The sequence below is a fragment of the Streptomyces sp. NPDC001634 genome (assembly GCF_040298185.1).
GTDB lineage: Bacteria > Actinomycetota > Actinomycetes > Streptomycetales > Streptomycetaceae > Streptomyces.
The window spans coordinates 54,748-70,901 of sequence record NZ_JBEOZU010000005.1; the positions used below are offsets into that span (position 1 = coordinate 54,748).

Consider the following 16,154-nt stretch of genomic DNA (forward strand, 5'->3'; position numbering starts at 1 on the left):
CGGCACGCCTCCACATACCGGCGTGCGTCAGGTCAGCCCGCCGCCACCGTCAGCGGAGCGAAGCGGCGCGTCCAGTCACCGGGCAGGTCCGGGACGCCATAGGCCATGACGGTGTTCAAGCCGACGGAGGCCAGCCCGCGCTCCTTCAGCCATGTCAGCAGCTCCTCGTGCCGTACATCCACGTCGGTGCGCAACGGGCGGTCGGTGTGGGCGGCGAGGGAGGTGACGAGTGCCTTCGCCGTCTTCGTGTCGCGGGCAATGAGGGGGCCCACGACCTGGGTGTCCATGTTGGGCCAGGCGGCGGCATACCCGATGACCCGCCCGTTCTCCTCGGCGACACGCAACTGGTCGGCGAAGGCGGGCAGTCGCGTGAGCACATGCGTCCGGTCGGCGCCGAAGACCTCCTCGTCGAGCCGGACGAGAGTGGCGAGGTCCTCCGCCGCGGCCGGGCGGGTGGTGACGGTGGACAACGGTTCGCCGGCGGTGAAGTGGCCGCGCACCATCTCGGAGCTGCCGGTGACCTTGAAGCCAAGCTCCTCGTAGAGGGGACGGCCGTAGGGGGTCGCGTAGAGCGTGAGCGGGGTGGTGCCCATCTCCGCGACCACATGCCGCATCAGCCGGCGTCCGACGCCCTGACGGGCATGCCGCTCGGCGACGAGCACCATGCCGATGCCGCCCAGATCCGGACGATGCCGTGCGCCGTACTCGGTCACCACACAGGCGCTCACGAGACCGCCTTCGGGGTCGTCGATGCCGTAACCCTTCCCGGCGGCAAGGAGTAGTCCCCATTTGTGTTCCTCGCGGGGCCAGCCCCGATCCTCGGACAAGTCGGCGCAGGCGACGAGATCGCGGAGCGTCAGACGGCGGATGGGCAGAGCGGCGAGGGAAGGTGTCGACACGCAGGTCAGGCTGTCTGACATGGGCCACCGACGTCCACTGCTTTGCGGCCGAACGCACACGCTTTTGGCCATGCCATGGGGTGCCGGCCGCACAGCACAGGCGTAGGTGTTTCACGTGAAACGGTGAGGAGCCCGATCATGGCCTGCGCGGTGGGTGGCGCAACCGCTAGCCTCCCCGCCCATGGCGAGACTCCATCTCTTCGATCTCGACGGGACATTGCTGCTTGGAACGTCCGCGCCTGTGGAGATCTCACGGCAACTCGGTCTGGAGGCCGAGGCCGTGGCGCTCGACCGGGCGATCGGGGCCGGGTACATCGGACCTCCGGAGTACGCGACACGGGTGCATGCGCTGTGGTCGGAGCTCACGGAGGCGCATGTGGCGGCGGCCTTCGCGGCGGCTCCCTGGCTGTCCCGTATCGAGGAGGTGTGGACGGAGATCCGCGAGAACGGTGACTACTGCGCCGTCATTTCGCTCTCACCCTCTTTCTTCGTGGAGCGGCTCACGAAGTGGGGCGCCCATGCGGCGTACGGCTCACGGTTCCCGGCGCTGCCCTTCAGGGAACCGGTGGATCCCGCGGGGATCCTCAGTGCCGCCGCCAAGGTACGGATCGCGGACCGGCTCTGTGCGGAGTTCGGCGTGCAGCGTGCCGACTGTGTCGCCTACGGCGACTCGATGTCGGACAAGGACCTGTTCGAGGCGGTGCCGGTATCCGTAGCGGTCAATGCCGACCGGCATCTGGTGGGCCGCGCCACCCACTCCTACGTCGGGCGGGATCTGCGGGATGCCTATGAATTGGTGTGCCACGCCCGGTAATTGAAGGAATTGCTGGTTCGCCCGGCCGTCGATTCGTGACGGAGCAAGGGGGGACTTGTGTGTGCGCCAGTGACCGGTATGGTCGAGTCCGGTTCGTGTCCGGTGCGATGTGCGCACGTCTTGCGGGGCGCGAGCGCAGGCCAATGCAGCCTAACGGGACGGAGAGATCGAAGACCCGTATTTTCTGTTACGCGGCCGGGTGGGGGTCCCGGGTGGGATCCTGCGGTGAGAGTACTGCGGCCAATGTCACACTCTCGCCTTACTTGTCCGTACGCGGCGGGATTCCGGGTTGAATGTGGCCGCATTGGCCGTCAGGACTGAACGGGGACCAGCAAGACCGCCGGCGGGGAAAACAGACACCCTCCGACCGGGGAAGTGCGCAGACCGACCGAAAGATGTTCGAGGCGAGGCACACCATGGACGCTCCGACCACCACGTCGGCCGACAACGGCACGTCCGGCGGCAGCGGCGGGGGCGGCTGGTTCACGCCCCGCAAGAAGCCCGAGACGCCCCCGGACGGAGATCAGGAGACGTCCGAGGGCAGCCGTCTGGCCGCGATGCGCCCCGTCGGCCGGCCGGCGCCGAGCGAGGGCCCGGAGGAGTCGCGAATACCTCGGCCGCCGCAAGTGACCGCCCCGACGGAGCGTCCCCTCGCCGAACCGGAACCGGCCCACCAGGCAGCCCGCCCGGTCGCCGCTCCTGGCGAGCCGACGCAGGGCCTGTCCCGGAGTGGGGCTGCCACCTCCCAGGCCACGCAGGGCACCCCCGCCTGGTCGCCCTCCGCTGTCATGCACAGCCCCGCCGCCCAGACCGTCCCCGCTCCGCCGGCTTCCGACGCCCCGCAGCGCGACGCCCCTCCCGAACCGAGGGTTCCCCCTCAGCGGCCCACTCCCGTGTCCGGGGCATCCCCTGATGCCGTGCTGATCCGGCGGACCATGGCCGAGGTCGGACCCATCGCCGACAAGGTCACCTCGTACTTCTACGCACTTCTCTTCGTCCGCCACCCTGATCTGCGGTCGCTGTTCCCGCCCGCGATGGACACCCAGCGGGACCGGCTGCTCAAGGCGCTGCTGACCGCCGCCGAGCACATCGACAACACCCAGGTCCTCGTCGCCTATCTGCAGAACCTCGGCCGCGGCCACCGCAAGTACGGCACCCGCCCGGAGCACTACCCGGCCGTCGGCGAGTGCCTCATCGCCGCGTTGAGCAGGTACGCCGACCAGATCTGGGACGAGGCGACCGAGGCCGCCTGGGTGCGGGCGTACACGACGATCTCCCAAGTGATGATCGACGCGGCGGCAGCGGACGAGCTGGTGGCCCCGGCCTGGTGGTACGCGGAGGTGGTCTCGCACGACCTCCGGACCTCTGACATCGCAGTGATCACGGTCCGTCCCGACCAGCCGTACCCATTCCTGGCCGGGCAGTACACGAGCCTGGAGACCCCGTGGTGGCCGCGGATCTGGCGGCACTACTCCTTCGCCTCGGCGCCGCGCTCCGACGGACTGCTCTCGTTCCATGTGAAGGCGGTCCCGGCGGGCTGGGTCTCCAACGCGATGGTGCACCGGGCCCGCCCTGGTGATGTCATCCGGCTCGGCCCGCCTGCCGGCACGATGACCGTCGACCACACCACCGACACCGGAATGCTCTGCCTCGGAGGCGGCACCGGCATCGCGCCCATCAAGGCCCTGGTCGAGGATGTCGCCGAGCATGGCGAGCGGCGCCCCGTCGAGGTCTTCTACGGCGCCCGTACCGACCACGACCTGTACGACATCGACACCATGCTGCGGTTGCAGCAGAGCCATCCCTGGCTTTCGGTCCGTCCGGTCGTCGACGCACAGGCGCACATCCAGCTGCCGGACGTCATACGCGAGTACGGGCCGTGGCACGAGTACGACGCATACCTCTCGGGCCCGCCCGGCATGATCCGCAGCAGTGTGGACGCGCTCCGGGACATCGGCATCCCGTCGGATCGCATCCGTCACGACTCGGTGGAGGAGCTGGTCGCGGCCAGTGGCTGAGCCTCGGCGGCCGGTCGCGGATGAGTCCCGCAGAGAACCTGTTGAGGACGTCAGCCCAGGTCCGGTGCGTGCATCGCCCGTACGCCCTCGATGTTCCCGTCGAGGTAGTGCCGCAGCGACAGCGGTACGAGATGGACGGACGCGATGCCGACCCGGGTGAACGGCACCCGCACGATCTCGTACTCGCCGGTCGGCTCCTCGACCTCGGGGCCGTGCCGCAGGCGCTCGTCCATGGACTCGAGGCGGCAGACGAAGAAGTGCTGGACCTTCACACCGGTCGCGCCGCCATCCGCGCCGATGTGCTCGACCGTGTCCACGAAGCAGGGCACCACGTCGGTGATCTTGGCGCCGAGTTCCTCATGCACTTCACGGTGGAGCGCGTCGACGACGGTCGTGTCCGAAGGCTCGACCCCGCCACCCGGTGTGAGCCAGTAGGGATCGACGCCGGGCTTGGTCCGCTTGATCAGAATCAGGTCGTCACCATCGAGCAGGATGGCGCGGGCGGTGCGCTTGACCACGGGGCGAACGGTCATGGGTGAAATGTGGCCCAGCTTGTTCCACGTGAAACATCGCACACCCCACACGGCGTCGAACCCCGAGTGAACTCCGGATGGCACGCATGACGGACGCGAGAGCCCTCGTAGCCACCGAGGAGCAGCAGCAGTACAGCACCCGGCCCGGATGCCCCAACCGAAGTGACCCTCAGTGTCCGATCAACCCCAGTCCGTCGCCGTCCGCAGCAGCCACTCGTGGGCCCGTGCGATGTGCGGCATGGCCAGTGTGCCCGTACGGACCACGAGGAAGTAGGTCCGCAGCGGGGGCACCGCCGGTTCGTGGAGGGCCACCACATCGCCTTGTTCCAGGGCGGAGGCGCAGAGGTAGCGCGGCAGCACGGCGAGCCCGGCGCCGGTGGCGGCGCAGGCGAGGACCGCGCGCAGATCGGGGACGATGACGGTGCCGGAGGCGGCAGGGCGGCAGTCGAAGACGGAGGCCCAGTAGCGGGAGACGAACGGCAGTGATTCGTGCACCTCGACCACCGGGAGGTTCTCCAGCGCGTACGCGCCCTTGCGGCGCAGCTTGCCGGGGCTGATGCGCGAGGCCCATCGCGGCCCGGCGACCAGGACGTGCTCCTCGTCGCACAGTGGGGTCGCGGTGAGCAGTGCGCCGCGCGGCCGCGCCGTGGTGATGGCCAGGTCGTGGTGTCCGGCGGCGAGCCCTTCCAGCGTCTCGTCGGCGTTGCCGAAAGAGGCGCGCAGGGCGAGCCCCTGGCCGTCGTCGCCGGTCAGCTCCGAGAGCGCGGGCAGGGCACGCTCGGCGGTGAACTCGGGCGGCCCGGCGAGATGAAGGGTGCGCAGCGACGCCTGCTCGTCGAGACCTGTCTCGGCGATCTCCACGAGGGCGTCGAGATGCGGCGCCGCCTTGTGAGCGAGTTCGTCGCCGATGGTCGTCGGGGTCACTCCGCGGGCCTGGCGCAGGAAGAGCGGACGGCCCAGCTGTCGTTCCAGGGTCCGGATCTGGGAGGTGACGGCCGGCTGTGAGAGTCCGAGCAGCGCAGCGGCGCGGGTGAAGGAGCCGGCCCGGTGCACGGTCACAAAGGTGCGCAGCAGGGCCAAATCCATGGTGCTCCCTCCCCTCCCCGCGCCCCCGACCGCGCCCAACTATAAATAAGTCGATAGGTCTCTGTCGCTACTGTGATTGGACACTGACACAGAGTCAACTAGCCTTGGTCGCGCGGTTCTTCGCGCGCGGAACCGGGACGGTCCGAGCCACGAGGGGGGAGGTTCGGACCGTCCGTTGTACGTAGCAGGTGTCCCGGGGGGAATGCCTCGCCTCCCCGGAAGTGCGTAGGCGAAGCAATGGCCTGCCCTCAGGAGGTGGTCATTCCGCCGACTCGTCGAGCGCACGCAGCACATCCGCCACCAGGTCCTCGGGATCCTCGGCGCCGGCAGAGAAGCGGATGAAGCCCTCCGGCACCGCGTCTCCACCCCAGCGTCCACGCCGCTCGGCCGTGGAGCGTACTCCTCCGAAACTCGTCGCACTGTCGACGATGCGCAGTGCGTCCAGGAAACGATCGGCACGCGCACGCGTGGGCAGCGAGAACGACACCACGCACCCGAAACGGCGCATCTGCTGCGCGGCGATCTTGTGTGAGGGATCGCCGGGCAGGCCCGGATAACGCAGTCCGGTCACCTCGGTCCGCCCGCGCAGCGCCTCGGCGACCGCGCGGGCGTTGGCGGTCTGCCGGTCGGCGCGCAGTTGGAGCGTGGCCAGCGAACGGTGCGCGAGCCAGGCCTCCATGGGGCCCGGGATCGCCCCGACGATCTTGCGCCAGCGCCGCACGGAGGCCATCAGACCGGCGTTGCGGGACACCACGTACCCGAGCAGCAGGTCTCCGTGCCCGGTGAGCATCTTGGTGCCACTGGCCACGGAGAAGTCGGCACCCAGCTCCAGGGGCCGCTGGCCGAGCGGGGTCGCGAGGGTGTTGTCGACGGCGACGAGGGTGCCCTGCTCGTGGGCCGCCGCGACGAGCCTGCGCAGATCGCAGACGTCGAGACCGGGGTTCGAGGGGGTTTCGACCCACAGGAGCTTCGCGCCCTCCAGGACTTCGAGCTGGGCGTCGCCGCCGGTCGGCGCCGTGCGCACCTCGATGCCGTAGGCGGTCAGCTGCTCCCGCGCCAGCGGCAGCGCCTGGTAGCCGTCGTCGGGCATCACCACGGTGTCGCCGGCGCGCAGCTGGGAGAAGAGGACCGCCGAGATCGCGGCCATGCCGGAGGCGAAGGCGAGCGTTTCGACGCCGTCCTCGCCGGGCGCCTCCAGCTCGCCGATCGCCCGCTCCAGATGGGTCCAGGTGGGGTTCTCGTCACGCCCGTAGGTGTACGGGCCGGTCGGCTCGCCGGGCAGGTGGTAGTGCGCGGCGAAGACGGGACCGGGCAGGGTCGGCTCGTACTTGACCGGCTCGGGCAGCCCCGCCCGCACCGCGCGTGTGCCGTCACCGGTCCCCGCGCCGGACGTGCCGAAATCCCCTGACGTCATGCTGCCCGTGCCTCCACGTGTTCTCGTACCGCGGCGAGCAGGCCGGGGCTCGCCGCCTCCACCATCTCAAGACACTCCTCGAAACCGTCCATCCCCCCGTAGTACGGGTCGGGCACGTCGAGGTCGTCGCCGGCGGCCGGGTCGTACGAGCGCAGGAGCCGGACCTTCGCCGCGTCCTCCGGGGTGGGGGCGAGACGGCGCAGGGCCTTGAGGTGGCCGGCGTCGAGGGCGATCACGAGGTCGAGGCGGGAGAACCAGGAGGGCTGGAACTGGCGCGCGGTGTGATCGCCGTCGTAGCCGTTCTCCTCCAGGACGGCGACGGTGCGCGGATCGGCGCCGTCGCCCTCGTGCCAGCCGCCCGTGCCCGCGCTGTCGACCTCGACCAGATCGTCGAGACCGGCCTCCTCCACGCGCGCCCGGAACACGGCCTCGGCCATCGGCGAGCGGCAGATGTTGCCGGTGCAGACGAAGCAGACGCGATAGGACATGCGGTTTTCCCTCAGTCCTTGTCGTCGGGCAGGACGATGTGCAGTGCCCACGACACGATCGAGATGATCAGGCCGCCGACGACGGCTGTCCAGAAGCCGTCTACATGGAAGCTCAGGTCCAGCTTGCCCGCCAGCCATGAGGTGAGCAGCAGCATCAGGGCGTTGACGACCAGGGTTATCAGGCCGAGCGTCAGGATGAACAGCGGGAAGGTGAGCACCTTCACGATCGGCTTGACCAGGAAGTTCACCAGGCCGAAGAGCAGCGCGACGACGATCAGCGTGCCGATCTTCTTGCCGGTGCTGGAACCCGTCAGAGTGATCTTGTCGAGCAGCCAGACGGCGACGGCCAGAGCCCCCGCGTTGGCGATCGTCTTGACTACGAAATTCTTCATGTGTCTGATCGTGGCAGACGGGATCACCGGCGAGTAGCGAGCAAGGGCGGGCAAGTGCGATGAAGGCATTCCGGCTGGACGAACTGGAGGCGGAGCGGGCCGCCAACGAAGGCGCCTATCTGCAGTTCCTGCGGGAGCGGAACATGTCGGTCGGCCTGTACGCGCTCGACGCGGGCGACCTGGACCCGCAGAAGCCGCACCAGCAGGACGAGGTGTACTTCGTCGCCAGCGGTCGCGCCTCGATCACCGTGGGTATGGAGACCACCCAGGTCGCGCGGGGAAGCGTGATCTACGTCCCCGCCGGGGTCGCTCACAAGTTCCACCACATCACCGAGGACCTGAGGGTTCTGGTGGTGTTCTCTCCGCCCGAGAGCTGAGGACCGTCTCGGGGTTCCCTAGGGGGACTTTCAGGGGCGGACAAGGGATCCGAGGCGTCCGTTCCGCCCCCTGGCGGCCCTAGCATCGAAGGCAGGACATCGAAATACCCGGAAGCAGAGCCCCCGAACTGGACGCGGGGCAACGGGTGGAGAGACAAGGACAAGGGCGATGCGTGAGATCTTCGCGGGTTTGCCGTGGTGGGTGAAGTGGATCGCGGTGCCGGTCATCGCTCTGGTCGTCTTCGGCAGCGTGATCGCGACCGTCATCGGCTTCGTCATCGGGCTGCTCTTCAAGGTGCTGCTCTTCGTCGCGCTGGTCGGCGGACTGATCTACGTCGTACGGAAGTTCATGTCGAGCTCGACGTCACGCGGCGACTGGTGATCCGTGACCCGAGGCGGCCGGGCCACCGGGATATGCCGCGGGTCGGCGCGGGCCGGCGGGTGAGCGGTAACGGTCAAGGGGGAACAGGGATCTGAGGTTCCCTCGGGCGGGGGAAGTTTTCCCGGTGGGGCCGTCGTCGGGTGTCGGCGGGCCGTTAGAGTCCGGAGCTCGACGCGCGGCAGGCCCCGCGCGTGGCGCATCCACCTCCGTGTCCTCGCACGGGAGGCCCTCCTCGCGCTCCGGGAGTGACCATTGGCCACGGCTGACACCGCACCCGCCAACTCACCCGCCCCGCCCGCACAGCGGCGTACATCACCGGCGGAGGGGCACCTCCCGCCCGTGCAGCCGCACTCCATCACTCTCATCGGATCCGTGCAGCGGGCGATGCGGCTCCTGGAGGCCGTCGCCGGCCGCGAGCACGGGGCGCCCGCCAAGCAGCTGGCCCGCGAGGTCGGTCTGGCGCTGCCCACGGCGTACCACCTGCTGCGCACCCTGACCCACGAAGGCTATCTCCGCCGGGAGAAGGGCCTGTTCTTCCTGGGCGAGGCGGCCGAGCGGCTGGGTGGCTGCGCAGCCCAGCAGAAACGTCGCAGCATGGTGCACGACGCGCTCGCACAATGGCGTGATTCGATCGGTGCCCCCGTGTACTTCGCGGTTTACCGCGAGGGGGAGATCGACGTCCTCGGCGTCGCCGACACCCCGGGCAACCCGGCGGTCGAGGAGTGGGCGGACTTCCGCGAGACCGGGCACGCCCATGCGATCGGCCAGTGCCTGCTGTCCCAGCTGGACGAGAAGGCTCGCCGGGACCATCTCGACCGCTACCCCGTGCAGTCGATCACCCCGTACACGGTGCGCGACGACCGCACATTTCTTCGCCGACTGGAAAGTCTGGGGCGGATGGAGCCCGTCATCGAGCGCCAGGAGTACGCGCTCGGCACAGTCTGCGCCGCGGTTCCCCTCACCGCAGGGACGACGGCCGGGGCCATGGCCATTTCTCTGCCCTCTCACCAGGCCGACCGGTTGCTGCCGGCGGCACGTCGGTTGCAGACGGAGATCGACAGGCGACTAGGGACACTCGCCCTCTCTATCAGCATCTGAAAACTCACTCCTTGTGATCTGCCGTGTACTTTCAGCAAACTTCCAGCAGGTGTCAGGGGGTCATTCCTGGCCAGTCGACGGCTACTGACGGGGTAGGCGATGCGCGAGTCGGTGCAGGCAGAGGTCATGATGAGCTTTCTCGTGTCGGAGGAGCTCTCGTTCCGCATTCCGGTGGAACTGCGCTACGAGACCTGTGATCCCTATGCCGTACGGCTGACATTCCACCTGCCCGGTGATGCGCCGGTGACCTGGGCGTTCGGGCGTGAGCTGCTGGTCGACGGAGTGGGTCGGCCCTGTGGGGAGGGAGACGTCCGCATTGCGCCCGCTGAAACGGACACCTTCGGCGATGTGCTGATCCGGCTCCAGGTGGGCAGCGACCAGGCGTTGTTCCGGTCGGGGGCGGTGCCGCTCGTGGCGTTCCTCGACCGCACGGACAAGCTGGTGCCGCTCGGGCAGGAAGGCTCCCTCGCCGACTTCGACGCGCATCTGGACGAGGCGCTGGACCGGATCCTGGCGGAGGAGCAGAGCGCGGGCTGAGGCTGCCCGTGGCGCCGTAACGGTTCCTCGCGGATGTACGAGGAGTGGGTGCCGTAACGGTTCCTCGCTGCCTGTGCCGCAGTGGGTGCCGTAACGGTTCCTTGCGCGCCTGTGCCGCGGTGGGCGTCGCAGCGGGTCCTTACGCTCCTACGGCGCAATGGGTGCCGTAACGCTTCTGCGTGGGCGTCTCGGCGGCTTGTGGCGTCTCAGCGCCCGCGGCTTGCCTCAGTGCTTGCGGCGGCGGCCCCTGCCACTGCGGGCGGGTGCAGCGGCCGGGACGGCCGGTGTGGCCGGGCGGTCGGCCGAGACCACGACGGCGGCCAGGAGCGTGGTCACCGGCACCGAGGCGACCAGGCCGATCGAACCGACGAGGGTGCGCACGATCTCCTCGGCGACCAGCTCGCTGTCGGCGACCGTGACGACGCTGCTCTGCGCGATGGAGAAAAGCAGCAACAGGGGCAGGGCGGCGCCCGCGTACGCGAGAACGAGCGTGTTGACGACCGAGGCGATGTGGTCGCGGCCGATGCGGATGCCCGCGCGATACAGGCCGCGCCAGCCCGTCGACGGATTGGCCTCGTGGAGTTCCCAGACCGCCGACGTCTGCGTCACCGTCACATCGTCGAGGACACCCAGCGAACCGATGATGACGCCGGCGAGCAGCAGACCGCTCATGTCGATGGACGGATACAGGCCATGGATCAGACCGGTGTTGTCGTCCGTATTGCCGGTCAGCGCGGCCCAGCCGATGAACAGCGAGCCCAGTACACCGATCAGCGACAGCGAAATAAGTGTGCCGAGCACCGCCACGGAGGTGCGGGCCGAGAGGCCATGGCACATGTAGAGGGCGATCAGCATGATGGCGCTGGCCCCGACCACGGCCACGAGCAGCGGATTCGAGCCCTGCAGGATCGCGGGCAGGATGAAGAGGCTCAGCACCAGGAAGCTGACGGCCAGTGCGATGAGCGCCATGACCCCGCGCATCCGGCCCACGATCACCACGGCGACGGCGAAGATGCCCGCGAGCAGTGCCATGGGGAACTTGCGGTTCACATCGGTCACCGAGTACTGCAGGTCCTTGGGCGCGGAGGGTTCGTATGCGGCCACAACCTTCTCGCCCTGATGCAACTGCCGCGACTGGTCCGGCTGGACGATCTCGGTGAACGTTCGCCCCTTGTCCTTGCCCGTGTCGACGCGAATCGTTGCCTTCTTGCAGCTGCCGGTCGACTGCTGCTGAGCCGAGGAGCCCTCGGCAGTGGAGGTGTCGCCCGTCGGGGTCTCACCCGAGGCGTTCACGGACTTGCAGTCCACCTCCACGACCTGGGTGACCGTGGCCTGCTGGGTCTGCCGGTCGAAGCCGACCCCGGTGCGTTTGTGCGACGGCACGCCACCGGGCCACAACACCGCGAGACCGACCACGACAGCCACGGTGAACGGGATGAGGATGGCGGCAATGACTCTGCGCAGGTGTCGCGACACGGGGGCCGCGGGGCCGTGGCTGTGGGAGTGACCGTGGCCGCCGCCGGACCCATGGCCGTGGCCACCTCCGTGACCGCCCTCAGGCCCCTCTCCGGGGTCGTGGCCGTTTCTAGGTCCATGGCTGTACCTGTCGCCCGGGCCATGCCCGTAGGGCGGCTCTGAGGGCGGGGGTGGGGAGGGGTACCGCGTCGTCGTCACCGCCGCATCATTGCAAGAACGGGCGGAGCCCACTGTTCAGTGCGCCACATCAGACGCTAGCGTGGGAGGACCTTTGCACACGCGGGAGCTCGGAGCACCGGGCTGAGAGGGCGCTGACCTCCGCAAACGCGATGTTTCACGTGAAACATCGACATGCGGACACCGCTGCGTCGACCGCTGAACCTGTTACCGGGTAATGCCGGCGTAGGGAGTAGGTCTCATGACCATCAAGGATGCACACACGCCTGCCTCCACTCAGGGCGAACAGTCCCAGGAGGCCGGTAAGCCCATCGGCTGGCACAAGGCGTATGCCGAGGGTTCGCGCCCCGGCCTTCGGGTGCCGGTCCGTCAAGTGCACCTCACCAACGGGCAGTCCGTCACTCTGTACGACACCTCCGGCCCGTACACCGATCCACTCGTCGAGACAGATGTCCGCAGGGGCCTGGCGCCGCTGCGGGAGAACTGGATCATCGCCCGCGGTGACACCGAGGAGTACGCGGGCCGTCCCGTTCGGCCCGAGGACGACGGAATCAAGCACACCTCACCGCGCGGGGGACTGCGCAACCTCGACGCGGTGTTTCCGGGGCGGCCCCGCCAGCCCCGCAGGGGCCGTGACGGGAAGGCGGTGACGCAGCTCGCGTACGCCCGCCGCGGGGAGATCACGCCCGAGATGGAGTTCGTCGCGATCCGGGAGAACGTTTCCCCTGAGATCGTGTGCGAGGAGATCGCGGCGGGCCGCGCGGTCCTCCCGGCCAACGTCAATCACCCGGAGATCGAGCCGATGATCATCGGCAAGCGGTTCCTGGTGAAGGTCAACGCCAACATCGGCAACTCCGCGGTGACGTCCTCCATCGAGGAGGAGGTCGAGAAGATGACCTGGGCGACCCGCTGGGGCGCCGACACGGTCATGGACCTGTCCACCGGCCGCAACATCCACACCACGCGCGAGTGGGTGCTGCGCAACTCCCCCGTGCCCATCGGCACGGTGCCGCTCTACCAGGCCCTCGAGAAGGTCGACGGGAAGGCCGAGGAGCTGACCTGGGAGATCTACAAGGACACGGTCATCGAACAGGCCGAGCAGGGCGTGGACTACATGACGGTGCACGCGGGCGTGCGCCTGCCGTTCGTGCCGCTGACCGCGAACCGCAAGACCGGCATCGTGTCCCGGGGCGGCTCGATCATGGCGGCGTGGTGCCTCGCGCACCACAAGGAGTCGTTCCTGTACGAGAACTTCGAGGAACTGTGCGAGATCCTCGCCGCGTACGACGTCACATACTCGCTGGGCGACGGCCTGCGGCCGGGCTCGATCGCGGACGCCAACGACGAGGCGCAGTTCGCGGAGCTGCGAACTCTCGGGGAACTCAACCGCATCGCCAGGCGTTTCCACGTACAGACCATGATCGAGGGCCCGGGACACGTCCCGATGCACAAGATCAAGGAGAACATCGACCTTCAGCAGGAGATCTGCGATGAGGCTCCGTTCTATACGCTCGGCCCGCTGACCACGGACGTCGCGCCGGCGTACGACCACATCACCTCCGGCATCGGTGCCGCGATGATCGCCTGGTGGGGCACGGCCATGCTCTGCTATGTCACGCCCAAGGAGCACCTGGGTCTGCCCAACCGTGACGACGTCAAGACCGGCGTCATCACCTACAAGATCGCCGCCCACGCGGCCGACCTCGCCAAGGGGCACCCGGGTGCGCAGGAGTGGGACGACGCGCTGTCCGACGCGCGCTTCGAGTTCCGCTGGGAGGACCAGTTCAACCTGGCCCTCGACCCGGACACGGCCCGCGCCTTCCACGACGAGACGCTGCCGGCGGAGCCGGCCAAGACCGCGCACTTCTGCTCGATGTGCGGGCCGAAGTTCTGCTCCATGAAGATCAGCCGGAGCATCACGGAGAAGTACGGCAACGGTGCGGTCGAACCCGAGTACGACGAGGCTGCCCTGGAAGGCATGAAGGCCAAGTCCGAGGAGTTCGCGGCTCACGGCAACCGGGTGTACCTCCCGCTCGCCGACTGACGCCCTACCCGGTCGGATGCTGTCCCGGCAAGCCCGAGTGGCTGACCCGGGGCAGTGCCTTGCCGTAGTGCCGAAGCGTCGAATCGGTTGTGCCGTGATCCCGGCCCGCGGCTCTTGGGAGCGCGGGCCGGACGTCGGTTGGGGCGGCCGGTGGCCGGCGGAGGACGGTGGCCCTCACTCCGGCTGGTGCTCCGGTCCCCCGAAGTCGGGGCTGGTGAAGTCCGGGCTGGTGAAGCTGGGCCGGGGGCCCGCGGCCGGGCCGCTTTCGGGGCTGCTGAACCCCGGGCGGTCGTAGCCGAGGTGCGGTATGCGGCTCGGGGTCGGTTCCGGTGCCTTCCGGCTCATTGCGGTGCCCGGGTCGGCGAGCGCCTCACGGAGGAACGGCAGGATGCCGCGCTCCAGCAGCGCGTCGTGCCAGGCTTCCCTGGCCCGGGCCACCTCCGCCGTCAACTCCCCCCGCTCGCTTTCCTCCTGGGTGGAGGATCCGTTGCGCAGGGCGGTGAGCAGGAGGCCGATCGCGGCGACCAGGATCGCCGCCGCGGTCACCGCGCCGAAGACCCACCCGGTGGTCAGGAGGGTCCGGGCGAAGGCCTGGTCGGGGTTGACCATCTTGAGGATGTAGCCCACGAGCAGGAAGATCGCCGCGGCGGCACCGGCGAGGAAGGGGGCGAGTACCGCGACGACGGCACCGGCTCCGGCGCCGGCGGCGGCCTCTCCCACGGTGGCGGCGAGCCCCATGTCCATGTCCGGCTCCGAGAAGTCGGCGTCGCTCTCCTGGACGGTCGGGGTGGACGGCGCCGGCCGGCGCAGTTCCTCGCGGGCCTTCACATAGTGCTGATACTCGGTGGCTGCCGCTGCGGTGATGAGGGCGGTGGCGTTCAGCGCCATGGTGCGTAGCTGTTCGGGGTTGAGCCGCTGTCCCACAGCGGCCAGATCCGGGCGGTGTGGTGCGGAGCGCAGCGCCTCATCGAGGATCCGCTCGTAGTCCTGGCGGTCCTCGCTCAGCAGGTGCTGCGGAACGCTGTTCATGTGCATCCCCCGATGCTCCGTAGGGCTTGGGGCTCGGCATGCTGACGAGCCGTCGGGCAGAAACGGAGGGGAGCCTGCTACGGATAAGCCGATGGTAGAGCGGTGACGGCACACGGTGACAGGGGGTTTCCGGAAATTGCCCCCTGGCCGACGCGGTCGTCGAGGTCCCTCGTCGGGGAAACGCCTGCCCGTTGAACGCTCAGCCATCCAGGGGAAGTTGCTGGACCAGCAGCTTTCCGGCCATGGTCACTCCGCCGTCCATCGCGATCGCCAGCCCGTCCGCGTACAGGTGCGGACCCTCGACCACCGGACCCGTGCTGTTCTCACCCTCCTCCGAGCCGACCTCACCCAGGAGGTACGGAATGGGACTGTGGCCATGGACGATGCGCGTGCCGCCGTAGGTGTCCAGAAGGGAGCGCACCGCGTCGGCGCCGCCCTCGTCGCGGAAGGAGAAGCGCTTGGTGAACTTCCGGAAGAGGTCCCACACCTCGTCCGCGTCGTTGCGGGTGAGCGTCTCGCGGATCGTGTCGTTGACCGCTTCGATGGAGTCGCCGTAGTCGAGGTAGGCGGTCGTGTCCGAGTGGACCAGCAGATGCCCGTCGACCTCCTCGATCGCGTCGAGGCGGGCCATCCACTGGAGGTGGTGGTCCTGGAGGCGGTCCATGTCGGTCTTCTGGCCGCCGTTGAGCAGCCAGGCCGCCTGGAAGGTGGCGGTGCCCGCGCCGGAGTGGACCGGGGTGTCACCGAACCGCTTGGCGCCGAGCAGCAGCAGCTCGTGGTTGCCCATGAGTGCCTTGCAGTAGCCGCCGGCCGCGGCCGCCTCCGCGGACAACCGCATCACCAGATCGATGACGCCGATGCCGTCGGGCCCGCGGTCGGTGAAGTCGCCCAGGAACCACAGCCGTGCCGTGCCGCCCGACCAGAGGCCCGCGGCGTCGATGAGGCCCTTCTCCTGGAGTGCCGCGACGAGCTGGTCGAGATAGCCGTGGACGTCTCCGACGACGAACAGAGGACCGGGCCCGTCGGAGGGCTGCGGTGCGGGAACGGACGCGGTGTCGATGGTCACCTGAAGAGTGTCGCCGCGGTTGATGACCGGAAGGTCCCGCTCGGTGGGCGTGTACCCGTCGGAGTACCCGTGGGGATATGCCTCCGGTGCCGCGACGGGGCCGGTGACCTCGCCGGGGGGCGTGCTCTGCGCGTACGGACCGGTCTCATGGACGTATGCGGGCACCCGGAAGTCGCGCAACGTCGCCGTCCGCTCCGCCGCGGGTCCTTGACCGGCCCCCTGAGTCATCGACCCCTCCACCATCGCGCCGCATCTGCACCGCATCGGACTGCCTGGTCGCAGCGGCCCGCGGTGTCGTGGGCCCATCATAGGAATGCGGATCGC

General features: G+C 69.0%; 16 protein-coding genes. 7 read left to right on the forward strand and 9 right to left on the reverse strand.

Annotation, left to right across the window (positions count from 1 at the left end; genetic code table 11):
• Positions 1 to 32: 32 nt before the first annotated feature.
• On the reverse strand, positions 33 to 899 hold the full coding sequence (locus ABT186_RS04620; protein WP_351923522.1) for a GNAT family N-acetyltransferase: 867 nt from the start codon (positions 897 to 899) through the stop codon (positions 33 to 35).
• A 181-nt stretch (positions 900 to 1,080) separates the two neighbouring features.
• Between ABT186_RS04620 and ABT186_RS04625 the strand changes: the two genes are divergently transcribed.
• Together ABT186_RS04625 and ABT186_RS04630 are read left to right on the forward strand one after the other, a co-directional pair.
• The gene (locus tag ABT186_RS04625; protein ID WP_351221249.1) at positions 1,081 to 1,713 is read left to right on the forward strand and encodes an HAD family hydrolase; all 633 of its coding nucleotides are present in this window, start codon (positions 1,081 to 1,083) and stop codon (positions 1,711 to 1,713) included.
• A 416-nt stretch (positions 1,714 to 2,129) separates the two neighbouring features.
• A complete protein-coding gene (locus ABT186_RS04630) occupies positions 2,130 to 3,731 on the forward strand; it encodes a globin domain-containing protein (RefSeq protein WP_351923524.1) in 1,602 nt (533 codons plus the stop codon).
• A gap of 50 nt (positions 3,732 to 3,781) precedes the next feature.
• Here the strand turns inward: ABT186_RS04630 and ABT186_RS04635 are convergent, their stop codons facing one another.
• The 5 genes from ABT186_RS04635 to ABT186_RS04655 all read right to left on the reverse strand — a co-directional run bounded on the left by ABT186_RS04635 (position 3,782) and on the right by ABT186_RS04655 (position 7,644).
• Positions 3,782 to 4,264, reverse strand: a complete 483-nt coding sequence (locus tag ABT186_RS04635) for an NUDIX domain-containing protein (RefSeq protein WP_351221247.1) — start codon at positions 4,262 to 4,264, stop codon at positions 3,782 to 3,784.
• Between the two features lie 180 nt (positions 4,265 to 4,444).
• Entirely contained in the window at positions 4,445 to 5,350 is a 906-nt protein-coding gene (locus ABT186_RS04640) for a LysR family transcriptional regulator (protein WP_351923526.1), read from the reverse strand.
• 259 nt (positions 5,351 to 5,609) lie between these two features.
• Positions 5,610 to 6,764, reverse strand: coding sequence for a cystathionine gamma-lyase (locus ABT186_RS04645; protein WP_351221245.1), 1,155 nt, complete (start codon positions 6,762 to 6,764; stop codon positions 5,610 to 5,612).
• Entirely contained in the window at positions 6,761 to 7,252 is a 492-nt protein-coding gene (locus tag ABT186_RS04650) for a low molecular weight protein-tyrosine-phosphatase (protein WP_351221244.1), read from the reverse strand. The genes ABT186_RS04645 and ABT186_RS04650 overlap by 4 nt, the downstream gene beginning before the upstream one ends.
• A gap of 11 nt (positions 7,253 to 7,263) precedes the next feature.
• Entirely contained in the window at positions 7,264 to 7,644 is a 381-nt protein-coding gene (locus ABT186_RS04655; protein ID WP_351221243.1) for a phage holin family protein, read from the reverse strand.
• A gap of 59 nt (positions 7,645 to 7,703) precedes the next feature.
• On the opposite strand from ABT186_RS04655, the gene ABT186_RS04660 reads away from it, so the two are divergent.
• The 4 genes from ABT186_RS04660 (at position 7,704) to ABT186_RS04675 (ending at position 10,038) form a co-directional block, all read left to right on the forward strand.
• On the forward strand, positions 7,704 to 8,021 hold the full coding sequence (locus tag ABT186_RS04660; protein WP_351221242.1) for a cupin domain-containing protein: 318 nt from the start codon (positions 7,704 to 7,706) through the stop codon (positions 8,019 to 8,021).
• Positions 8,022 to 8,190: 169 nt separating this feature from the next.
• Entirely contained in the window at positions 8,191 to 8,403 is a 213-nt protein-coding gene (locus ABT186_RS04665) for a DUF5326 family protein (RefSeq protein WP_351221241.1), read from the forward strand.
• Positions 8,404 to 8,655: 252 nt separating this feature from the next.
• The gene (locus tag ABT186_RS04670; protein WP_351221240.1) at positions 8,656 to 9,501 is read left to right on the forward strand and encodes an IclR family transcriptional regulator; all 846 of its coding nucleotides are present in this window, start codon (positions 8,656 to 8,658) and stop codon (positions 9,499 to 9,501) included.
• A gap of 99 nt (positions 9,502 to 9,600) precedes the next feature.
• A complete protein-coding gene (locus tag ABT186_RS04675) occupies positions 9,601 to 10,038 on the forward strand; it encodes an SsgA family sporulation/cell division regulator (protein ID WP_351221239.1) in 438 nt (145 codons plus the stop codon).
• 225 nt (positions 10,039 to 10,263) lie between these two features.
• Here the strand turns inward: ABT186_RS04675 and ABT186_RS04680 are convergent, their stop codons facing one another.
• Positions 10,264 to 11,712 carry a YibE/F family protein gene (locus tag ABT186_RS04680; protein ID WP_351923528.1) on the reverse strand — a complete coding sequence of 483 codons (1,449 nt, stop codon included), beginning with the start codon at positions 11,710 to 11,712 and terminating at the stop codon, positions 10,264 to 10,266.
• A gap of 220 nt (positions 11,713 to 11,932) precedes the next feature.
• Here ABT186_RS04680 and thiC point away from each other — a divergent pair, with 220 nt between their 5' ends.
• Positions 11,933 to 13,735, forward strand: coding sequence for a phosphomethylpyrimidine synthase ThiC (gene thiC, locus ABT186_RS04685; RefSeq protein WP_351221237.1), 1,803 nt, complete (start codon positions 11,933 to 11,935; stop codon positions 13,733 to 13,735).
• Positions 13,736 to 13,909: 174 nt separating this feature from the next.
• Here the strand turns inward: thiC and ABT186_RS04690 are convergent, their stop codons facing one another.
• Positions 13,910 to 14,770 carry a hypothetical protein gene (locus tag ABT186_RS04690; RefSeq protein ID WP_351221236.1) on the reverse strand — a complete coding sequence of 287 codons (861 nt, stop codon included), beginning with the start codon at positions 14,768 to 14,770 and terminating at the stop codon, positions 13,910 to 13,912.
• 193 nt (positions 14,771 to 14,963) lie between these two features.
• Positions 14,964 to 16,058, reverse strand: coding sequence for a metallophosphoesterase (locus tag ABT186_RS04695; protein ID WP_351923530.1), 1,095 nt, complete (start codon positions 16,056 to 16,058; stop codon positions 14,964 to 14,966).
• Positions 16,059 to 16,154 lie beyond the last annotated feature (96 nt).

Coding starts and splice junctions, on each gene's coding strand:
- ABT186_RS04625 (WP_351221249.1), top strand. CDS start 1,081: ATGGCGAGACTCCATCTCTTCGATCTCGACGGGACATTGCTGCTTGGA.
- ABT186_RS04630 (WP_351923524.1), top strand. CDS start 2,130: ATGGACGCTCCGACCACCACGTCGGCCGACAACGGCACGTCCGGCGGC.
- ABT186_RS04635 (WP_351221247.1), bottom strand. CDS start 4,264: ATGACCGTTCGCCCCGTGGTCAAGCGCACCGCCCGCGCCATCCTGCTC.
- ABT186_RS04640 (WP_351923526.1), bottom strand. CDS start 5,350: ATGGATTTGGCCCTGCTGCGCACCTTTGTGACCGTGCACCGGGCCGGC.
- ABT186_RS04645 (WP_351221245.1), bottom strand. CDS start 6,764: ATGACGTCAGGGGATTTCGGCACGTCCGGCGCGGGGACCGGTGACGGC.
- ABT186_RS04650 (WP_351221244.1), bottom strand. CDS start 7,252: ATGTCCTATCGCGTCTGCTTCGTCTGCACCGGCAACATCTGCCGCTCG.
- ABT186_RS04655 (WP_351221243.1), bottom strand. CDS start 7,644: ATGAAGAATTTCGTAGTCAAGACGATCGCCAACGCGGGGGCTCTGGCC.
- ABT186_RS04660 (WP_351221242.1), top strand. CDS start 7,704: ATGAAGGCATTCCGGCTGGACGAACTGGAGGCGGAGCGGGCCGCCAAC.
- ABT186_RS04665 (WP_351221241.1), top strand. CDS start 8,191: ATGCGTGAGATCTTCGCGGGTTTGCCGTGGTGGGTGAAGTGGATCGCG.
- ABT186_RS04675 (WP_351221239.1), top strand. CDS start 9,601: ATGCGCGAGTCGGTGCAGGCAGAGGTCATGATGAGCTTTCTCGTGTCG.
- thiC (WP_351221237.1), top strand. CDS start 11,933: ATGACCATCAAGGATGCACACACGCCTGCCTCCACTCAGGGCGAACAG.
- ABT186_RS04690 (WP_351221236.1), bottom strand. CDS start 14,770: ATGCACATGAACAGCGTTCCGCAGCACCTGCTGAGCGAGGACCGCCAG.
- ABT186_RS04695 (WP_351923530.1), bottom strand. CDS start 16,058: ATGACTCAGGGGGCCGGTCAAGGACCCGCGGCGGAGCGGACGGCGACG.